General features: G+C 70.1%; 21 protein-coding genes. 8 read left to right on the top strand and 13 right to left on the bottom strand.

Annotated elements, in window-relative coordinates:
- Nucleotides 1-22: 22 nt before the first annotated feature.
- The 9 genes from FHT26_RS21205 to FHT26_RS21245 all read right to left on the bottom strand — a co-directional run bounded on the left by FHT26_RS21205 (nt 23) and on the right by FHT26_RS21245 (nt 6590).
- The gene (locus tag FHT26_RS21205; protein WP_168562089.1) at nt 23-235 is read right to left on the bottom strand and encodes a zinc-finger domain-containing protein; all 213 of its coding nucleotides are present in this window, start codon (nt 233-235) and stop codon (nt 23-25) included.
- 7 nt (nt 236-242) lie between these two features.
- Nucleotides 243-1166, bottom strand: a complete 924-nt coding sequence (locus FHT26_RS21210) for a branched-chain amino acid transaminase (protein ID WP_168562090.1) — start codon at nt 1164-1166, stop codon at nt 243-245.
- A 41-nt stretch (nt 1167-1207) separates the two neighbouring features.
- Nucleotides 1208-1606, bottom strand: a complete 399-nt coding sequence (locus FHT26_RS21215) for a hypothetical protein (RefSeq protein WP_168562091.1) — start codon at nt 1604-1606, stop codon at nt 1208-1210.
- Nucleotides 1603-2400 (bottom strand): metallophosphoesterase family protein, encoded by a 798-nt coding sequence (locus FHT26_RS21220; protein ID WP_168562092.1) that lies wholly within the window; start codon nt 2398-2400, stop codon nt 1603-1605. The genes FHT26_RS21215 and FHT26_RS21220 overlap by 4 nt, the downstream gene beginning before the upstream one ends.
- A 12-nt stretch (nt 2401-2412) precedes the next feature.
- Complete coding sequence (locus FHT26_RS21225; RefSeq protein ID WP_168562093.1) at nt 2413-2676, bottom strand: DUF6587 family protein; 264 nt, start codon at nt 2674-2676, stop codon at nt 2413-2415.
- Between the two features lie 15 nt (nt 2677-2691).
- Nucleotides 2692-4545, bottom strand: coding sequence for a ferrous iron transporter B (gene feoB / locus FHT26_RS21230; RefSeq protein WP_168562094.1), 1854 nt, complete (start codon nt 4543-4545; stop codon nt 2692-2694).
- Entirely contained in the window at nt 4542-4802 is a 261-nt protein-coding gene (locus tag FHT26_RS21235; protein WP_168562095.1) for a FeoA family protein, read from the bottom strand. Before FHT26_RS21235 ends, feoB begins: the two co-directional genes overlap by 4 nt.
- Nucleotides 4803-4923: 121 nt before the next feature.
- Nucleotides 4924-6282 (bottom strand): DNA repair protein RadA, encoded by a 1359-nt coding sequence (radA, locus tag FHT26_RS21240; RefSeq protein WP_168562096.1) that lies wholly within the window; start codon nt 6280-6282, stop codon nt 4924-4926.
- Complete coding sequence (locus FHT26_RS21245) at nt 6279-6590, bottom strand: DUF2917 domain-containing protein (protein WP_168562097.1); 312 nt, start codon at nt 6588-6590, stop codon at nt 6279-6281. The genes radA and FHT26_RS21245 overlap by 4 nt, the downstream gene beginning before the upstream one ends.
- A 177-nt stretch (nt 6591-6767) precedes the next feature.
- Here FHT26_RS21245 and FHT26_RS21250 point away from each other — a divergent pair, with 177 nt between their 5' ends.
- The 5 genes from FHT26_RS21250 to FHT26_RS21270 all read left to right on the top strand — a co-directional run bounded on the left by FHT26_RS21250 (nt 6768) and on the right by FHT26_RS21270 (nt 11253).
- Nucleotides 6768-8228 carry an aminotransferase-like domain-containing protein gene (locus FHT26_RS21250; protein WP_168562098.1) on the top strand — a complete coding sequence of 487 codons (1461 nt, stop codon included), beginning with the start codon at nt 6768-6770 and terminating at the stop codon, nt 8226-8228.
- Nucleotides 8229-8260: 32 nt separating this feature from the next.
- Nucleotides 8261-8884 carry a LysE family transporter gene (locus tag FHT26_RS21255; protein WP_168562099.1) on the top strand — a complete coding sequence of 208 codons (624 nt, stop codon included), beginning with the start codon at nt 8261-8263 and terminating at the stop codon, nt 8882-8884.
- A gap of 135 nt (nt 8885-9019) precedes the next feature.
- The gene (locus FHT26_RS21260) at nt 9020-10516 is read left to right on the top strand and encodes a methyl-accepting chemotaxis protein (RefSeq protein ID WP_168562100.1); all 1497 of its coding nucleotides are present in this window, start codon (nt 9020-9022) and stop codon (nt 10514-10516) included.
- 66 nt (nt 10517-10582) lie between these two features.
- Nucleotides 10583-10861 (top strand): AbrB/MazE/SpoVT family DNA-binding domain-containing protein, encoded by a 279-nt coding sequence (locus tag FHT26_RS21265; protein ID WP_168562101.1) that lies wholly within the window; start codon nt 10583-10585, stop codon nt 10859-10861.
- On the top strand, nt 10858-11253 hold the full coding sequence (locus FHT26_RS21270) for a type II toxin-antitoxin system VapC family toxin (protein WP_168562102.1): 396 nt from the start codon (nt 10858-10860) through the stop codon (nt 11251-11253). Before FHT26_RS21265 ends, FHT26_RS21270 begins: the two co-directional genes overlap by 4 nt.
- Nucleotides 11254-11265: 12 nt before the next feature.
- Here the strand turns inward: FHT26_RS21270 and arfB are convergent, their stop codons facing one another.
- Nucleotides 11266-11667, bottom strand: a complete 402-nt coding sequence (gene arfB / locus FHT26_RS21275) for an alternative ribosome rescue aminoacyl-tRNA hydrolase ArfB (protein ID WP_168562103.1) — start codon at nt 11665-11667, stop codon at nt 11266-11268.
- Complete coding sequence (gene alr, locus FHT26_RS21280) at nt 11664-12764, bottom strand: alanine racemase (RefSeq protein ID WP_168562104.1); 1101 nt, start codon at nt 12762-12764, stop codon at nt 11664-11666. The genes arfB and alr overlap by 4 nt, the downstream gene beginning before the upstream one ends.
- Before the next feature lie 172 nt (nt 12765-12936).
- On the opposite strand from alr, the gene lplT reads away from it, so the two are divergent.
- Both lplT and FHT26_RS21290 read left to right on the top strand, forming a co-directional pair.
- On the top strand, nt 12937-14214 hold the full coding sequence (gene lplT, locus FHT26_RS21285) for a lysophospholipid transporter LplT (protein WP_168562105.1): 1278 nt from the start codon (nt 12937-12939) through the stop codon (nt 14212-14214).
- 4 nt (nt 14215-14218) lie between these two features.
- On the top strand, nt 14219-15133 hold the full coding sequence (locus FHT26_RS21290) for a DMT family transporter (RefSeq protein ID WP_168562106.1): 915 nt from the start codon (nt 14219-14221) through the stop codon (nt 15131-15133).
- A 3-nt stretch (nt 15134-15136) separates the two neighbouring features.
- Here FHT26_RS21290 and FHT26_RS21295 read toward each other — a convergent pair whose 3' ends face one another.
- Together FHT26_RS21295 and FHT26_RS21300 are read right to left on the bottom strand one after the other, a co-directional pair.
- Nucleotides 15137-15463 (bottom strand): hypothetical protein, encoded by a 327-nt coding sequence (locus FHT26_RS21295; RefSeq protein WP_168562107.1) that lies wholly within the window; start codon nt 15461-15463, stop codon nt 15137-15139.
- A gap of 116 nt (nt 15464-15579) precedes the next feature.
- Nucleotides 15580-16386 (bottom strand): response regulator, encoded by an 807-nt coding sequence (locus tag FHT26_RS21300; protein WP_168562108.1) that lies wholly within the window; start codon nt 16384-16386, stop codon nt 15580-15582.
- Between the two features lie 168 nt (nt 16387-16554).
- Here FHT26_RS21300 and FHT26_RS21305 point away from each other — a divergent pair, with 168 nt between their 5' ends.
- Nucleotides 16555-17007, top strand: coding sequence for a c-type cytochrome (locus FHT26_RS21305; protein ID WP_168562109.1), 453 nt, complete (start codon nt 16555-16557; stop codon nt 17005-17007).
- Nucleotides 17008-17025 lie beyond the last annotated feature (18 nt).

Consider the following 17025-nt stretch of genomic DNA (forward strand, 5'->3'; position numbering starts at 1 on the left):
CACGTCGCTTCAGTGCGTCGATTCAGTGCGTGTGAAGCTTTTCGCCGGCCTTCAGGCGGTAGACCGTGCCGCAGTAGGGGCACTTGCCTTCGCCGGTCGTCGCGACGTCGATGAACACCTTCGGGTGGGTGCTCCACAGCGTCATCTTCGGGTTCGGGCAGAACACCACGCCGGGGCCCTGCACGTCGTGCGCGGTGACCTCGACCACTTCCTGTTGCTTGTTCGTGCTGCTCATGGGGTCCTCAGACGGCGGTCAGCCATTCGGCGTATTTGGGGTTGCGGCCGTTCACGATGTCGAAGAACGCGCTCTGGATCTTTTCGGTGATCGGCCCGCGCGAGCCGCTGCCGAGCTCGATGCGGTCGAGTTCGCGGATCGGCGTCACCTCGGCGGCGGTGCCGGTGAAGAAGGCCTCGTCGCTGATGTAGACCTCGTCGCGCGTGATGCGCTTCTCGACCAGCTTCAGGCCGAGGTCGTTGCAGATCGCGAAGATGGTGTTGCGGGTGATGCCGTTCAGCGCGCCGGCCGACAGGTCGGGCGTGTAGACCACGCCGTTCTTGATCACGAAGATGTTCTCGCCGGCGCCTTCGCTGACGAAGCCGGAGGCGTCGAGCAGCAGCGCCTCGTCATAGCCGTCCTCGGTGGCTTCCATGTTCGCGAGGATCGAGTTGGTGTAGTTGCTGACCGCCTTGGCCTGCGTCATCGTGATGTTGACGTGGTGGCGGGTGTAGCTGCTGGTCTTCACGCGGATGCCGCGCCGCAGGCCTTCTTCGCCCAGGTAGGCGCCCCAGGACCAGGCGGCGACCATCAGGTGGATCTGGTTGCCCTTCGGGCTGACGCCCAGCTTCTCGGAGCCGATCCAGGTCAGCGGGCGCAGGTAGCAGCTCTCGAGCTGGTTCTCGCGCACCACGGTGCGCTGCGCGTCCATCACTTCCTGCAGCGAGAACGGGATCTTCATGCGCAGGATCTTCGCGCTGTTGAAGAGCCGCTCGGTGTGCTCGCGCAGGCGGAAGATCGCCGTGCCCTGCGCGGTCTTGTAGGCGCGCACGCCCTCGAAGGCACCGCACCCGTAGTGCAGCGTGTGGCTGAGCACGTGGATCCTGGCGTCGCGCCAGTCCACCAGCTGCCCGTCCATCCAGATTTTTCCGTCGCGATCGGCCATCGACATGGCAGGCTCCTGTAGGGGGAAATGAGGCTGAACCGGCGATTTTACGGATGCGACGGGTCGGACGGCTCGGCCGGGCGCACCAGCGTCCAGGTCGCGAGCTTGCCGCCCTTGAATTCGAGCGTGACCTCGCTGCCGCCATCGTCGGCCCAGGCCCAGGTGTCGCGCTGCGGATCGATGCGTCGGCCGAGGCTGCGCGTCATCGTCACCACCTGCATCATCGTCAGGCCGGCGCTCAGCTTCGAATTCAGCATCACGGTGCTGCCGACATGGCCGACCGGCGCCTCGCCGGCGTTCTTCATCACGCGCAGTGCGCGGCTGAACTGGATCAGCAGCCAGAACACGATCACCGACACCGCCATCACGACGCCCTGCCAGCCATAGGCCTGCCACGCTGCCGCCACCGCGATCAACGCGAGGCCCCACCCGACGATTGGATTCATGCGCGCGATGTTACGGGGCCGACCGGGGCACCGGCCTGTGCAGTTTCCACAACGAAGCCGGTTCGCAGCGCGCCGGCCCAGTCTGGCCGGCCGTGCCGTTCGGCCAGGCGCGCGGCCGGTTCGGGGTCGTACGGCACCGCGCGCAGTTCGACCTGCCAGCCGGCCGGACGGCGCGTCAGCAGCGCATAGCGGGCATGCGGCGTGCCGTTCTCGACGACGTGCGGATGCGGGTGCGCATCGTCGTAGGCCTGCAGCCCGACGCTGCCGGGGTTGACGACGAGCCGGCCGTCGGCGAGCCGCAGCGCGCGCGGCACGTGGGTGTGGCCGCACAGGATCACGCCGTGGGCGACCCCGTGCTGGGCCTGGCCGGCGCGGGCCGTCGCTTCGGCGAGCGTTGCGGGCCGCATGCCGCCGGGGTCGACCGATTCGAGGAAGTAGACGAGGTCGCTGTCGGGCGTGCCGTGGCAGCAGAACAGCTCGTCGGTCAGCTGCAGCGTGGCGGGCAACGCGGTCAGCCAGGCGCGATGCTGCGGCAGCAATCGCGAGGCCGCGAACGCATCGGAGGCCCCCATCGCCGCAACGTCCGGCGCCAGCACCTGGCGCTCGTGGTTGCCGCGGATCGTCGGCACGTCGAGCGAGATCAGCCGCTCGGCGGTTTCGGCGATCCACAACGGGCCGGACAGGATGTCGCCGAGGTTGACCGCCAGGTCGGCGCCGGTGGTGGCGATGTCGGCCAGCACCGCGTCGAGCGCGTGCAGGTTGCCGTGGATGTCGGAGAAGGCGGCCAGTCGCATGCCGCCATTGGACTACGAACGGCGGTGGATGCGAATGGTCTGCGCCTTGCCGCCCTGCGCCGCCGCGGCCGCCTTCGCCGGCACGTCGCAGCCGTCGCAGCCGCAGCCGGTGGGCACCTGCGCGGCCCGCTGCAGCCGGCGCGCGACCGGCGCCGGCCACGCCGACCAGCGCGCGAGGCGCCTGGCGAGCGTGCGGCGCAGCGCCGCCGGCATCAGCACGTTGACCGCGTAGCCGAAGCAGCCGAGGACGATCAATCCGACGATCAGGTCTTGCATGGCGGGCCTTTCAGCTCATGCGCCGAACCACAGCGTGGCGCGGTAGGTGATGAAGGACGCGATGTACGCGAGCGCGAACAGGTAACCCGCCATGATCAGCGGGTAGCGCCACGAATTGGTCTCGCGGCGCACGACCGCGAGCGTCGACATGCACTGCGGTGCGAACACGTACCAGGCGAGCAGCGAATAGGCGGTGGCGATCGACCAGCTCTGCGCGATCACCGGCGCCAGCGAATCGGCCACCTCGCCGGCCGCCGACATCGCATACACCGTGCCGAGCGCGCCGACCGCCACTTCGCGCGCCGCCAGCCCCGGCACCAGCGCGATCGAGATCTGCCAGTTGAAGCCGATCGGCGCGAAGACCACTTCGAGCGCCCGGCCGAGGTAACCCGCCAGGCTGTACTGGATGGCCGGGCCGGTCGCGCCGTCGGGCGGGCCGGGGAAGCTCGACAGGAACCACAGCACCACCGTCAGCGCGAAGATGATCGTGCCGACGCGGCGCAGGAAGATGCGGGCGCGTTCCCACAGGCCGATCGCGAGGTTGCGGACGTTCGGCAGCCGGTACGGCGGCAGCTCCAGCATCAGCGGCTGGTAGCTGCTCTTCATCCAGGTGCGCTTGAGCAGCCAGGCCACCGCCATCGCCGACACCACGCCGGCCACGTACAGCACGAACAGCGTGATGCCCTGCAGGTTGAACCAGCCGATGTTGCGCTTCGGCACGAAGGCGCCGATCAGCAGCGCATAGACCGGCAAGCGGGCCGAGCAGGTCATCAGCGGCGCGACCATGATGGTCGCAAGCCGGTCGCGCCAGTTCGGGATGGTGCGGGTGGCCATGATGCCGGGGATCGCGCACGCGAAGCTCGACAGCAGCGGGATGAAGGCGCGCCCCGACAGGCCGACCTTGCCCATCACGGTGTCGAGCAGGAACGCGGCGCGCGGCAGGTAGCCCGAATCCTCGAGCACCAGGATGAACAGGAACAGGATCAGGATCTGCGGCAGGAACACCAGCACCATGCCGGCGCCGGCGATCACGCCGTCGACCAGCAGACTGCGCAGCGCGCCGTCGGCCATGTGGCTGGTCAGGAATTCGCCGGCCGCGGCCATGCCGTTCTTGATGGCGTCCATCGGCACGTTGGCCCACGAGAACACCGCCTGGAACACCAGGAACAGCAGCACCGCCAGCAGCGAGAGGCCCCACACCGGGTGCATCACGACCGCGTCGATGCGGTGGTTGAAGCGCTTGAACTGCATCGCGCCGGGCACCGCGACCGCCAGGATGCGGCGCACCTCGCGCTGCAGCTCGGGCAGCGTCGGCGTGTCGGCCACCGCCGGCGGCGTCGGCCATTCGGCCTGCTTCTCGAGCTCGGCCAGCAGCGCCTCGTGCCCGCGGCTCTGCACCGCGACCGTCTCGACCACCGGAACGCCGAGTTCGGCCGACAGCTTCGCGACGTCGATCTGCAGGCCGCGCGCGCGGGCGACGTCGGCCATGTTCAGCGAGACGATCATCGGGCGGCCGAGGCGGCGCAGTTCGAGCACCAGGCGCAGGTTCATCGGCAGGTTGGTGGCGTCGACGACGGCCACCAGCGCGTCGGGCGCCGCCTCGCCGGCGCGCAGCCCCATCACCATCTCGCGGGTGACCTCTTCGTCGGGCGTGGCCGGCGTCAGGCTGTAGGCGCCGGGCAGGTCGATCACCGACACCGTGCGGCCGCTGCGCAGCGTCGCGCTGCCGATCTTGCGCTCGACGGTGACGCCGGCGTAGTTGGCGACCTTCTGGCGCGCGCCGGTCAGCAGGTTGAAGAGGGCGGTCTTGCCGCAGTTCGGGTTGCCGACCAGGGCGATCCGCAGGGCCTGCAGGGCGTCGGTGCTCATGCCGGCAACCCTTCGACATTCACCTCGACGCACTGCGCCTCGACCCGGCGCAGCGCGAAGAAGGTCTCGCCGATCTGCACCGCGAGCGGCTCGCGCCCGCCCGGGCCGCGCCGCAGCAGCTGCACCGGCTCGCCGGGCAGGAAGCCCAGCTCGCTCAGGCGGTGCAGCAGCTGCGGGTCGGGCGAGCCTTCGGCACGCAGGCCGATGACGGTGCCGCGGGCACCGGCGGGCAGATCGGAAAGGCGGGGAGCGGTCATACGGGCGGGGCGGGCAAAACCAGGGAGCGGTCACGGCAGGGCGACAGCCGCCCGATGCAAATGATAATAGCTCTTGTTTGGCCGCACCCCTCGCAAGGGCGCTCCGGCGGTTTGCGCCGGGTCAGCCCAGCGTGCGAAGCAGGTCGATCGCTTCCTCGATGCGCTCGACCGGGTGGATCGTCAGCCCCTCGATGGCCTTCTTCGGCACGTTCGCCTTCGGCACCACCGCGACGCTGAAACCGAGCTTGGCGGCTTCCTTCAGCCGCTCCTGGCCGCGCGGCGCCGGCCGCACCTCGCCGGCCAGCCCGACCTCGCCGAACGCGATGAAGCCGCGCGGCAGCGGCCGCCCGCGCAGGCTGCTCTGGATCGCCAGCATCACCGCCAGGTCGGCCGCCGGCTCGCTGATGCGCACGCCGCCGACGGCATTGACGAACACGTCCTGGTCGAGGCACGCGATGCCGGCATGCCGGTGCAGTACGGCCAGCATCATCGCGAGGCGGTCGCGGTCGAGGCCGACGCTCAGGCGCCGCGGGCTCGGGCCGCCGGAATCGACCAGCGCCTGGATCTCGACCAGCAGCGGCCGCGTACCCTCCAGCGTGACCAGCACGCACGAGCCGGCGACCGGCTCGCCGTGCGTCGACAGGAAGATCGCGCTCGGGTTCGCGACGCCCTTCAGCCCCTTCTCGGTCATCGCGAACACCCCGATCTCGTTGACCGCGCCGAAGCGGTTCTTGATCGCCCGCACCAGCCGGAAGCTGCTGTGGGTGTCGCCCTCGAAGTACAGCACCGTGTCGACGATGTGCTCCAGCACGCGCGGGCCGGCCAGCGCGCCCTCTTTGGTGACGTGCCCGACCAGGATGATCGTGGTGCCGCTGCCCTTGGCCACGCGGGTCAGCTGCGCGGCGCATTCGCGCACCTGGGCCACCGAGCCGGGCGCGGAGGTCAGCTGGTCGCTGTAGACGGTCTGGATCGAGTCGATCACGCAGATCGCCGGCTGCTCGGCATCGATGGTCGCGGTGATCTTCTCGAGCTGGATCTCGGCGATCACGCGCACCTGCGAGCCGTCGAGCCCGAGGCGGCGCGAACGCAGCGCGACCTGCGCGCCGGATTCCTCGCCGGTGACGTAGAGCGCGCGCATGGTGCGCGACAGCGCATCGAGCGCCTGCAGCAGCAGCGTCGACTTGCCGATGCCCGGGTCGCCGCCGATCAGCACGACGCCGCCGGCGACGATGCCACCGCCGAGCACGCGGTCGAGTTCATCGATGCCGGTCGGCTGGCGGTCGACGTCCGAGGCCTCGATCTCGGACAGCGTCGCGACCGGCTGCGCGCCGGCCAGCGATTGATAGCGGTGCTTGACAGGCGCTTCGGCGACGCCTTCGACCAGCGTGTTCCAGGCGCCGCAGTGCGGACATTTGCCCAGCCACTTGGGGCTGGTGCCACCGCATTCGCTGCAGGTGTAGACGGATTTGGGTTTGCTCACCCCGCGACTGTAGCGGGGGGCCGGCGACGGCCGGCGAGGCGTTGCCACCACGGGGTCGACGGCTGCGCCGCCGGGACGGGCGAGAACACGCGCAGGCTGGCGCCCGCCGGTGCTTCGATCAGCGCCAGCGCCCCGCGGCGCAGCACGAGCGTGTCGCCGGCCGCAAGGAAGTGGTCGTCCTCGTCGCCGCTCTGCGTGACCCACACGCGACCGGCCAGCACCTGCAGCTCGACCGGTCGGGCCGAGCGCCAGCGGTGGAGTTCGCCGACGGCGAGTTGCAGATCGAGGGGGTGGAGTGTGGTCGTCATCGGGGCCTCGCCGTGGTGTCCTCAGGGCGCCAGTGTTCCCGCAAGCGCTGTGGCCCACCACATCCAGAACGGCGTGAACTGCACCGGCACAGATGCCCGCCGCGCCGACTGTGCTGGTGACAACGGGCCGGATCTGTACCTGTGCCACGGTGCAGGCCGCGGCGACAATCGCTCCCCATGGAAGAGGCCCTGCTGGATGTCGACGCGGCGCTGCCGCCATTGCCGAATTCGCCGCTGTACCAGGCGGTGGCCGGCGGGCTGGAGAAGGCGATCACCTGCGGCAGCCTGCGCAGCGGCGACCGGCTGCCGTCGGTGCGGCAGCTGTGCCAGCAGCACGGCGTCAGCGCGTCGACCGCGACGCTCGCCTACCGCTGGCTCGAGAACCGCGGGCTGGTCGAGGCGCGGCCGAAGTCCGGCTACTTCGTCGCACCGCGCCCGCAGCCGCTGCCCGAACCCGAGCTCGACGCGCGCATGAGCAAGGCCGACTTCGTCACGCCCGACGGGCTGACGCGGCAATTTCTGCTGGTCGCGAACGAGCCCGGCGCGATGCCTTCGTTCCGCGTGCAGGCCGGCCGCAGCCTGCTGCCCGAGGCCAAGCTGCGCCAGCTGACGGCCAGCGTCAACCGCCGCCACCCCGAATACGCGTCGCGCGTCGAGAGCAACGGCAGCCCGGCGCTGCGCCGCGAGATCGCCCGCCGCGCGATCCACAGCGGCGTGCGGCTGCACCCCGACGAGATCCTGCTGACCAACGGCGGCATGGAGGCGATGCACCTCGCGCTGCGCGCGGTGGCCCGCGCAGGCGACACGATCGCGATCGAATCGCCCACCTACTTCATGCTGCTCGACGTGATCGAGAGCCTGGGCATGCGGTCGATCGAGATCCCGTCGCACCCGCGCGACGGCCTGTCGATCGAGGCGCTCGACCTGGCCACGCGCACGCCCGGCGCGGTGCGCGCCTGCGTCGTGATTCCCAATTTCCAGAATCCGGTCGGCAGCCTGATGCCGGTGGAGAACAAGCGCAGGCTGGTCGCGCTGGCCGCCGAACGCGGCTTTCCGGTGATCGAGAGCGACATCTACGGCGAACTGCACTTCGGCGACGAGCGCCCGCCGGTGCTGAAGAGCTTCGATGCGCGCGACGACGTGATCCTCTGCTCGGCCTTCACGAAGGCGGTGGCGCCCGGCTACCGCGTCGGCTGGATGGCGCCGGGGCGGCACCTGCGCGAATGCCAGTCGCTCAAGTTCCGCACCTCGTCGCCCGGCGTGCAGTTGCAGCAGGAGGTGATCGCCGAGTTCCTCGCCGACGGCGGCTACGACCACCACATGCGCCGGCTGCGCGCGGCGCTGAAAGTCCAGGCGCAGGCGATGGCCGATGCGATCGCGCGCTACTTTCCGCCCGGTTGCCGGCTGAGCCGGCCGCGCGGCGGGCTCGCGCTGTGGATCGAGCTGCCGGTGCAGGTGGATTCGCGCAAGGTCTTCGAGCAGGCGTGCCGCGAACTGATCGGCGTGGCGCCGGGCGCCACCTTCACCTGCAGCGCGCGCTTCAATCATTTCATCCGGCTGCACTACGGCGACCCGTGGACGCCGCTGCTCGAAACGCGCCTGAAGCGCCTCGGGCAGATCATCTCCGACCAACTCTGAGTTTCCAGAACCTCTTCGCAAAGCAGCACCCCATGGACTTCTCCCTCTGGCTCGCCTTCTTCGCCGCCGCCTGGGCCATCAGCCTGTCGCCGGGGGCCGGCGCGGTCGCCGCGATGAGCGCCGGCGTCAACCATGGCTTCGCGCGCGGCTACTTCATGACCTTCGGCCTGGTGATGGGCATCTGGACGCAGGTGCTGGTGGTGGGCCTCGGCCTCGGTGCGCTGATCGCCGCGTCGAGCCTCGCGTTCGCGGCCGTGAAATGGCTGGGCGTCGGCTACCTGCTGTGGCTGGGCATCAAGCAATGGCGCGCGCCGGCACGGCCGATGGTCGCGGCCACCGGCGAAGCGCAGGTGACGCGTCGCTCGCTGGTGCTGCGCGGCTGGATGGTCAACGCGGTCAACCCGAAGGGCACGGTGTTCCTGCTGGCGGTGGTGCCGCAGTTCCTCGACCTCGCGCAGCCGCTCGCGCCGCAATACGGCGTGATCGGCGCGACGCTGATGTTCACCGACCTGGTCGTGATGGCCGGCTACACCGCGCTGGCCGCCCGGCTGCTGCGCCTGCTGAAATCCCCGGTGCAGATCCGCGCGCTGAACCGGCTGTTCGGCGGCCTGTTCGTCGCCGCCGCGGCGTTGTTGGCACTCTTCAAGCGCGCCTGAACGGCGCGGGTTTGCACGCCGCGAGACACCGCCTGTACGATCGCTTGCCCACGGTGCCGGTTGTTCGCAACCGGCACGACCTGATCGGGCAGCTTCTACGGGGGGCGGATGAACGAGCATCGCAGTGGGGGGCCGATGGGCCCGGGAATCGCCGTGTTCGGCAAGCTGGGCCTGGGCGCGAAGCTCTCGGTGCTGGCCGCCGGCGGTGCGTTGCTGGCCGCGGCCGCGATCGGCGGCTGGGTGCAGCAGCGCGGCTGGACACACTGGGGCAGCCTCGCGCTGCTGGCGGCGACGGTGCTGCTGGCGTACCTGCTGCTCGCGCTGTACCTGCAGATGGCGGGCGCGCTCGGCGCGCTCGACGGCGCGGTGTCGCGCATGAAGCAGGGCGACCTGTCGCGCCGGGTCGAGATCCGCGGCGGCGATGAATTCGCCCGCATCGGCACCGCGCTCGATGCGGTCAGCGAGACGCTCTCCGGGCTGGTGGCCGACGTGCGCAGCAGCACGCTGCTGGTCAACGCGGCCAGCGCCGAGCTGACGGCCGACACCGGCGACCTGTCGCGCCGGACCGAGCAGCAGTCGGCCAACCTGGAAGAAACCTCGGCCAGCGTGCAGCAGCTCGATGCCACGGTGCGCCAGAACGCGAGCGACGCCCGCGAGGCCGAAGCGCTGGCCTCGCGCGTGCACGGGCTGGCCGGCTCGGGCGGCGGCGCGATGCGCGAGGCGGTCGATTCGATGCATGCGATCAAGGCCGGCTCCGAGAAGGTCGGCGACATCATCGGCGTGATCGATTCGATCGCGTTCCAGACCAACATCCTCGCGCTCAATGCCGCCGTCGAGGCGGCGCGGGCCGGCGAGCAGGGGCGCGGCTTCGCGGTCGTCGCGTCCGAGGTGCGCGCGCTCGCGCAGCGCAGCGGCGAGGCGGCGCGCGAGATCAAGCAGCTGATCGAGCAGTCGGGCACCGAGACCGCCAGCGGCGTCGGCCACATCGAGCGGGTGAGCGGCGTGCTGACCGAGATCGTCGGCGGCGTCGCCGAGCTCACCGGGCGCATGGGACGCATCACCTCGGCCGTCGGCGAACAGAGCGACGGCCTCGCGCAGGTGTCGCAGGCGATGACGCAGCTCGACGAGCTGACGCACCAGAACGCGCAGATGGTCGAGCAGACCTCGCGCGCCTGCGCCGGGCTGAGCGAGCGGGCGCGCCAGCTGTCGGCCGCGGTCGGGGGATTCCGGTTGCGCCAGGGCACGGCCGACGAGGCGCAGGCGCTGGTGCAGCGCGCGGTCGCGTTCTACAACGAGCGCGGCGGACCGGCTGCGCTGCCCGGCATCACCGAGCCGGGCAACGGCTTCAACGACCGCGACATGTACGTCTTCGCGTGGGACCGCGACCTCGTGTACCACGCGTTCGGCGGCAAGCCGGCCAACGTCGGCAAGAGCGCGAAGCAGATCATCGGCACCGACGTGACCCAGCTGGCGCACGACGTGTGGGCCGCCGCCGAGGCCGGTGGCGGCTGGGTCGACTACGACTTCCTGAACCCGGCCAACGGCCAGGTGCTGCCGAAGACCTCGTACATCGTGCCGGTGGCGCAGGACCTGGTGCTGGGCTGCGGGATCTACAAGACGCGGCGCACCTGACACCGATCGAGGGATTCCTTACAGGCCTAGAATGTAAGGAATCGTCCAACGACCGGGCTCGCCGTCATGTATGCCACGCTCACCAGCAAAGGTCAGGTCACCGTTCCCAAGGAAATCCGCGACCGGCTCGGCCTCGATGCCGGATCGACCTTGGATTTCCAGCTACTGCCTGACAACACCATCACGGCCCGGCCGGTCACCCCGGATGCCCGCCGGATCCGCGGCATCCTCAAATCACCGGACGCCACGGCGTTGACCATCGAGCAGATGGACGAGGGCATTGCGCAGCACCTGCGCGAAAAGCACGCACCTGCAGTGGGCCGCCCCAAGAAGCCGCGTCGATGATCGGCATCGACACCAACGTCCTGCTGCGGCTGTGGCTCGACGACGATCCGGCGCAAGGCAAGCGGATCGATGCCTTGCTGGCCGACCATGGCGGCACGCCGGGTGCCCTGCTGCTCAGCGATGTGGTGCTGGTCGAGGCGGTGTGGACCTTGCGGTCGGCGTTCTCGCAGGACAAAGCCGCACAGTTGACGGCCGTTCGCAGCCTGCTGGACGAAGCCGCGTTCGCCTTTGAAGACCGGGAGGCGATCGTTCGCGCAGCGACGATGTTCGAGACCGCATCCTGCGGTTTTTCTGATTGCCTGGTGGTCGCCAAGCATGCGCATCGGGGCTGCGACTTCACCGCCACATTCGACCGCGCGATGCGCAAGCTGCCCGGTGTGCGCGTGCTCTGAATCGACCGACCTTCAGCCGTCGCGCACCTTGCCGCGCGAACTCTTCAATTCGCCGCGCTGCGATTTGCCTTCGAGCCGCCGCTTCTGCGATCCGCGCGTCGGCTTCGTCGGCCGCCGCGGCGGCGCCACCACCGCGACGCTGTCGACCAGCTGCTGCAGGCGCTGCAGCGCGTCCTGGCGGTTCATGTCCTGGCTGCGCGAGGTCTGCGCCTTGATCACGACGACGCCGTCGCCGGTGATGCGCTGGTCGGACAGCGCCAGCAGCCGCTCCTTCAGCGGCTCGGGCAGCGACGACGCGCGGATGTCGAAGCGCAGGTGCACCGCGCTCGAGACCTTGTTGACGTTCTGCCCGCCCGCGCCCTGCGCCCGGATCGCGGTGAATTCGACCTCGGCCGGATCGACCTGGGGTGTCACGGCGTCGTGTTTGTCGGCACGCGCTGCGCGAGCGCGCACATCAGCTCGTAGCCGATCGTGCCGGCCGAGCGCGCGACCTCGTCGATCGGCAGCACGCTGCCGTGCGGGCCGCGGCCCCACAGCGTGACCTCGCTGCCGACGCCGGCCTGCGGCACCGGCGTCAGGTCGACCGTCAGCAGGTCCATCGACACCCGCCCGACCAGCGCGCAACGCACGCCGTCGACCAGCGCCGGCGTGCCGGTCGGTGCGACGCGCGGGTAGCCGTCGGCATAGCCGCAGGCCACCACGCCGATGCGCATCTCGCGCTCGGCGGTGAACACGCTGCCGTAGCCGACGGTGTCGCCCGGCTTCAGCGCCTGCACGGCGATCAGCTGCGAGCGCAGCGTCATCGCCGGGCGCAGGTCCCAGTCGGCAATGGTCGATTCGGGGTGGTCGGGCGACCCGCCGTAGACCATGATGCCGGGGCGCACCCAATCGGCCCGCACGCCGGGTTGCGTCGGCGCGAACCGCAGCGTCGCCGCGCTGTTGCTGAGCGAGCGCTCGCCGTCCAGGTCGGCGGTGGCAGCATTGAACACCGCCAGCTGCGCCGCGATGCCGCGCGGCCCGTCGGCATCGGAGAAATGCGTCATCAGCGTGATCTGGTCGACCTGCGGCAGGTTCGACAAGCGCAGCCATGCGGTGCGGAACGCGGCCGGCGTGAAGCCGAGCCGGTTCATGCCGGTGTTCATCTTCAGGAAGACATGGTGCGGCCAGGTGGTCTTGTGCATCGCGAGCCAGTCGATCTGCGCCTCGTGGTGCACCGCATGCCACAGGTTCAGCCGCGAGCACAGCTCGAGGTCGCGCGACTCGAAGCAGCCTTCGAGCAGCAGGATCGGCCCGCGCCAGCCCATCGCGCGCACGCGCTCGGCCTCGGCCAGGTCGACCAATGCGAAGCCGTCGGCCGCCTGCAGCGCCCCGTACACCCGCTCGATGCCGTGCCCGTAGGCGTTCGCCTTGACGATCGCCCACACCCGCGCGTCGGGTGCGCACGCACGCGCGCGCTGCAGGTTGTGGCTCAGTGCATCGCTGTGAATCAACGCTTCGATCGGACGCGGCATGGGCCGATTCTGCCAGCCACCTGCGCCTGCGAAGCAGGATGCCCAGGAGCGAAGCGACTGGGGGGCCGTGCTATAACCGCCGCCGCGGGGAACCAGCAGCGGCCGCGTCGAGCGCTGCATCGATTGATGACCGGGCCCACCCGGCAGGCGACAGGCAGCACGCTCTCAGCGAATGAAAAAAGGTTTCTACACCATCATGTCGGCGCAGTTCTTCAGCTCGCTGGCTGACAACGCGTTGCTGGTGAGCGCCATCGAACTGCTGAAGACCTCCCACGCGCCGACCTGGCAGGTCCCCGCGCTGAGTCCGATCTTCGCGCTGTTCTACGTGATCCTCGCCCCCTTCCTCGGCGCGTTCGCCGATGCCGTGCCGAAGGGGCGGGTGATGTTCGTGTCGAACGCGATCAAGGTGATCGGCTGCCTGATGATGCTGTTCGGCAGCCACCCGCTGGTCTCGTACGCCATCGTCGGCCTGGGCGCCGCGGCCTACTCGCCGGCCAAGTACGGCATCCTGACCGAGCTGCTGCCGAACTCGCAGCTGGTGAAGGCCAACGGCTGGATCGAGGGGCTGACCATCCTGTCGATCATCCTCGGCCTGCTGCTCGGCGGCCAGCTGGTCGGCCACATGGTGTCGGCGCACCTGCTCGCGTTCGACATGCCGCTGATCGACACCGGCGTCGACACGCCGCCCGAGGCCGCGATCTCGCTGATCGTGTTCCTGTACATCGTCGCGGCGCTGTTCAACCTGCGCATCCCGCGCACCGAGGCCCCGCTGCAGCCGCTGTCGCACAGCGTCGTCGAGCTGGTGCGCGACTTCTCCAGCTGCAACGCCCGCCTGTGGAGCGACAAGCTCGGCCAGATCTCGCTGTCGACGACCACGCTGTTCTGGGGCGTCTCGGGCAACCTGCGCGTGATCGTCTTCGCATGGGCGGCGGCGGCGCTGGGCTACACGACCACGCAGGCGTCGACGCTGGCCGGCGTGGTCGCGCTCGGCACCGCGGTCGGTGCGATCGCCGCTTCGATGCGGGTGCGGCTCGACCAGGCCACCAACGTGATCCCGCTCGGCATCGGCATGGGCGTGCTGGTGATCGGCCTGAACTTCATCCACAACGTCTGGGTCGCCGCGCCGTTCCTGGTGATCCTCGGCGCGATCGGCGGCTACCTGGTGGTGCCGATGAACGCGCTGCTGCAGCACCGCGGGCACAACCTGATGGGCGCCGGCCGCTCGATCGCGGTGCAGAACTTCAACGAGCAGGCCTGCATCCTCGGGCTGGGCGCGTTCTACACCGGCATGACGAAATTCGGCATGTCGGCCTTCGCGTCGATCACGGTGTTCGGGCTGGTCGTCGCCGGCACGATGTGGCTGATCCGCCGCTGGCATGCGCGCAACCTGGTCGTGCACCGCGAAGAAGTCGATCACCTGCTCGCGCTGGCCCGCAGCGACAAGCATTGAATCGATGACGCCCGCCGCAGCCGCCGGCGGCGATGGGCGAACCGCCGCCGGATTCCTTCCCGCGCTCGCCCTCGCCTTCAACGCGCTCGTCTGGGGCGTGTCATGGTGGCCCTTCCGCGAACTGCACGCGCTCGGGCTGCACCCGCTGTGGGCTACCGTGCTGGTGTACGCGGTCGCTGTGCTGCTGATCGTCGCGACACGCCGCCGCGCCCTCGGCACGCTGCTGCGCACGCCCAGCCTGTGGCTGCTGGTGTTCGCATCGGGCGCGACCAACGCGGCTTTCAACTGGGCGATGGTGATCGGCGACGTGGTGCGCGTCGTGCTGCTGTTCTACCTGATGCCGCTGTGGACGGTGCTGCTGTCGCGGTTGGTGCTGAAGGAAGCCTTCACGCCGACCGCCGCGCTGCGCGTCGCGCTGGCGCTGGCCGGTGCGTTCATCGTGCTGAAGCCGGCGGGCGCGGGCGTCGCGCTGCCGCTGCCGCAGTCGCTGCCCGACTGGTTGGCGGTGCTCGGCGGCTTCACGTTCGCGCTCAACAACGTGATGTTGCGCCACCAGGCGCACCGGCCGGAAGAGGCGCGGGCGCTCGGGATGTTCATCGGCGGCGTGCTGGTGGCCGGCGCGCTCGCGAGCACGCTGGCCGCGAATGCGCTGGTGCCCTGGCTGCCGGCGCCGCAGCCCGCCTGGGTGCTGGCGATCGGCGCGCTGAGCCTCGCGTTCCTGGCCAGCAACCTCGCGCTGCAGTACGGCGCGTCGCGGCTGCCGGCCAATGTCACGTCGGTCGTGATGCTCTGCGAGGTGGTGTTCGCGACGCTGTCGGCCATCGCGCTCGGCGCCGGCACGCTGACGCCGACGGTGCTGATCGGCGGCGTGCTGATCCTGGCGGCCGCGCTGCTTTCCACATTCAAGCGAGCCGGTTGATCGCTACTGCAGCGTGCGCGTGCCCGGCAGGCTGAAGACCTCGGCCGGCGATTGCAGCGCATGGCAGGCCTCGCCGGCATCGCGGGTGCAGCCGGCCATCACCGCCCAGCGCTCGTGCAGGTGCCACAGCACGCAGCGGCAATCGCCCGACAGCTGCGGGTGCGCGGCCAGCATCGCGAGGTTGTGCGCGATCTTCTCGCCCATCCCCGCGCGGTGCGCCGGGTCGCTGGCGGCCTGCAGGTACTGGCTGTAGCCGGTCATCAGGGCCAGCGTGCCCGCGAGCACGGCCTCGACACCCGGCATCTGGTGTTCTTCGACGAGCAGGTCCATGCGACGCTCCCTCGACAGTGGCAATGGGACGATGCTATCTCAGATGAGAATGATTCTCAAATGGAAACAGGCGAATCACCCTGGACCGGCCGCGCCTTCAGCGCGTGCGGTGCACATCACGGCACGACGAAGTCGGGATCGAGCTCGCGCAGCACCTGGAGGAACTCGGGGTCCATCAGCGGCTTGGCCAGGTAGGCGTCGCTGCCGGCCAGCGAGGTGCGCACCCGTTCGGCCGGGGTGGCCTGGCCGGTGACGAGCACGATGCGCGGCCCGCCGGCCGACTGGCGGGCGGTCTGCTTCATGAACTGGCACAGCTGCAGGCCGTCCATCGGGCTGTCCGCGCCGAGTGCGATGTCGATGAAGGCCAGCGCGAAGCTGTGCACCGTCATCCGGTCGAGCGCCTGCGTGCTGTTGCGCGCCAGGTGCACGCGGTAGCCCAGGCGCATCAGCCGGACCTGCAGGAACTTGAGCGCGATGCGGCTGTCGTCGACGACCAGCACGTCTTTCACGGCGCGGCCGCTGGCGGCGGTGGCCGCCGCATCGAACCGTCCGGAATCGGAGGCGACCCAGTCGGCCTGCGGCGGCTCGTCGAGCAGCGCGAGCCGCTGTTCGAGCAGCAGGTCGAGTTCGCGCACGATGCGGGTGGGCTCGATCGGGCGCGGCAGGTGGGCCGCCGCGCCGGCCGGTGCCCGCGCGCCGATGAAGACGGCGTCGGCGAGCCGCCCGGCGGCCGTCACCGCGGCGATCGCGGCCGGCTGGTCGGCATCGCCGAGGACGAAGTCGGCCTCGCCCAGGTCGGCCGCGCGTTCGTACGCCGGCGCGCGCTGCTCGGCCAGCCGCAGGAATGACTGCACGCCGTCGCGCTCGAAATCGCTGAACCCCTGCAACGCCACCGAATACCGCGTGCGGATGCGCTCGGTCATCGTGTGCTCCCTTGGTCTGTTGGTATGGCGAGGATGGTGGGCGCGGTGGCAGAACGCGTCAAGCACGGGAATGGAACGCGGCCCTGCTGCGTACACTGCCCTGCGGATGCCGCGCACGCGCCGCGTTCGACGACACGCCACCCCAGCCCCACGCCAGGAGATCCCCGCATGAACCGATCGATCCTCGTCCTCGCCACCGTGGCCGGCCTCGCCGCTGCACTGCCGGCGGCCGCGCAGTTCGCCAAGCCCGAAGACGCGGTCAAGTACCGCAAGGCGGCCTTCACGGTGATGGCGAGCCATTTCGGCCGCGTGGCCGCGATGGCCAACGGACGCGTTGCGTTCGATGCCAAGGTCGCCGCCGACAACGCCGAGATCGCGACGATGATGTCGAAGCTGCCGTTCGCCGGCTTCATCGAAGGCACCGACAAGGGCGACACCAAGGCCAAGCCGGAGATCTGGACCGAGCAGGACAAGTTCAAGGCCGCCGCGTCGAAGATGCAGGACGCGATGGAGAAGCTGAACGTCGCCGCAAAGGCCGGCAACGTCGACACGCTGAAGACCGCGGCCGGCGCGGTAGGCCAGGCCTGCAAGGGCTGCCACGACAGCTACCGCAAGGAGTGATCGACGCGCGGCCGTGCG

This window comes from Rhizobacter sp. SG703, assembly GCF_012275445.1.
Taxonomy (GTDB): domain Bacteria; phylum Pseudomonadota; class Gammaproteobacteria; order Burkholderiales; family Burkholderiaceae_C; genus Rhizobacter.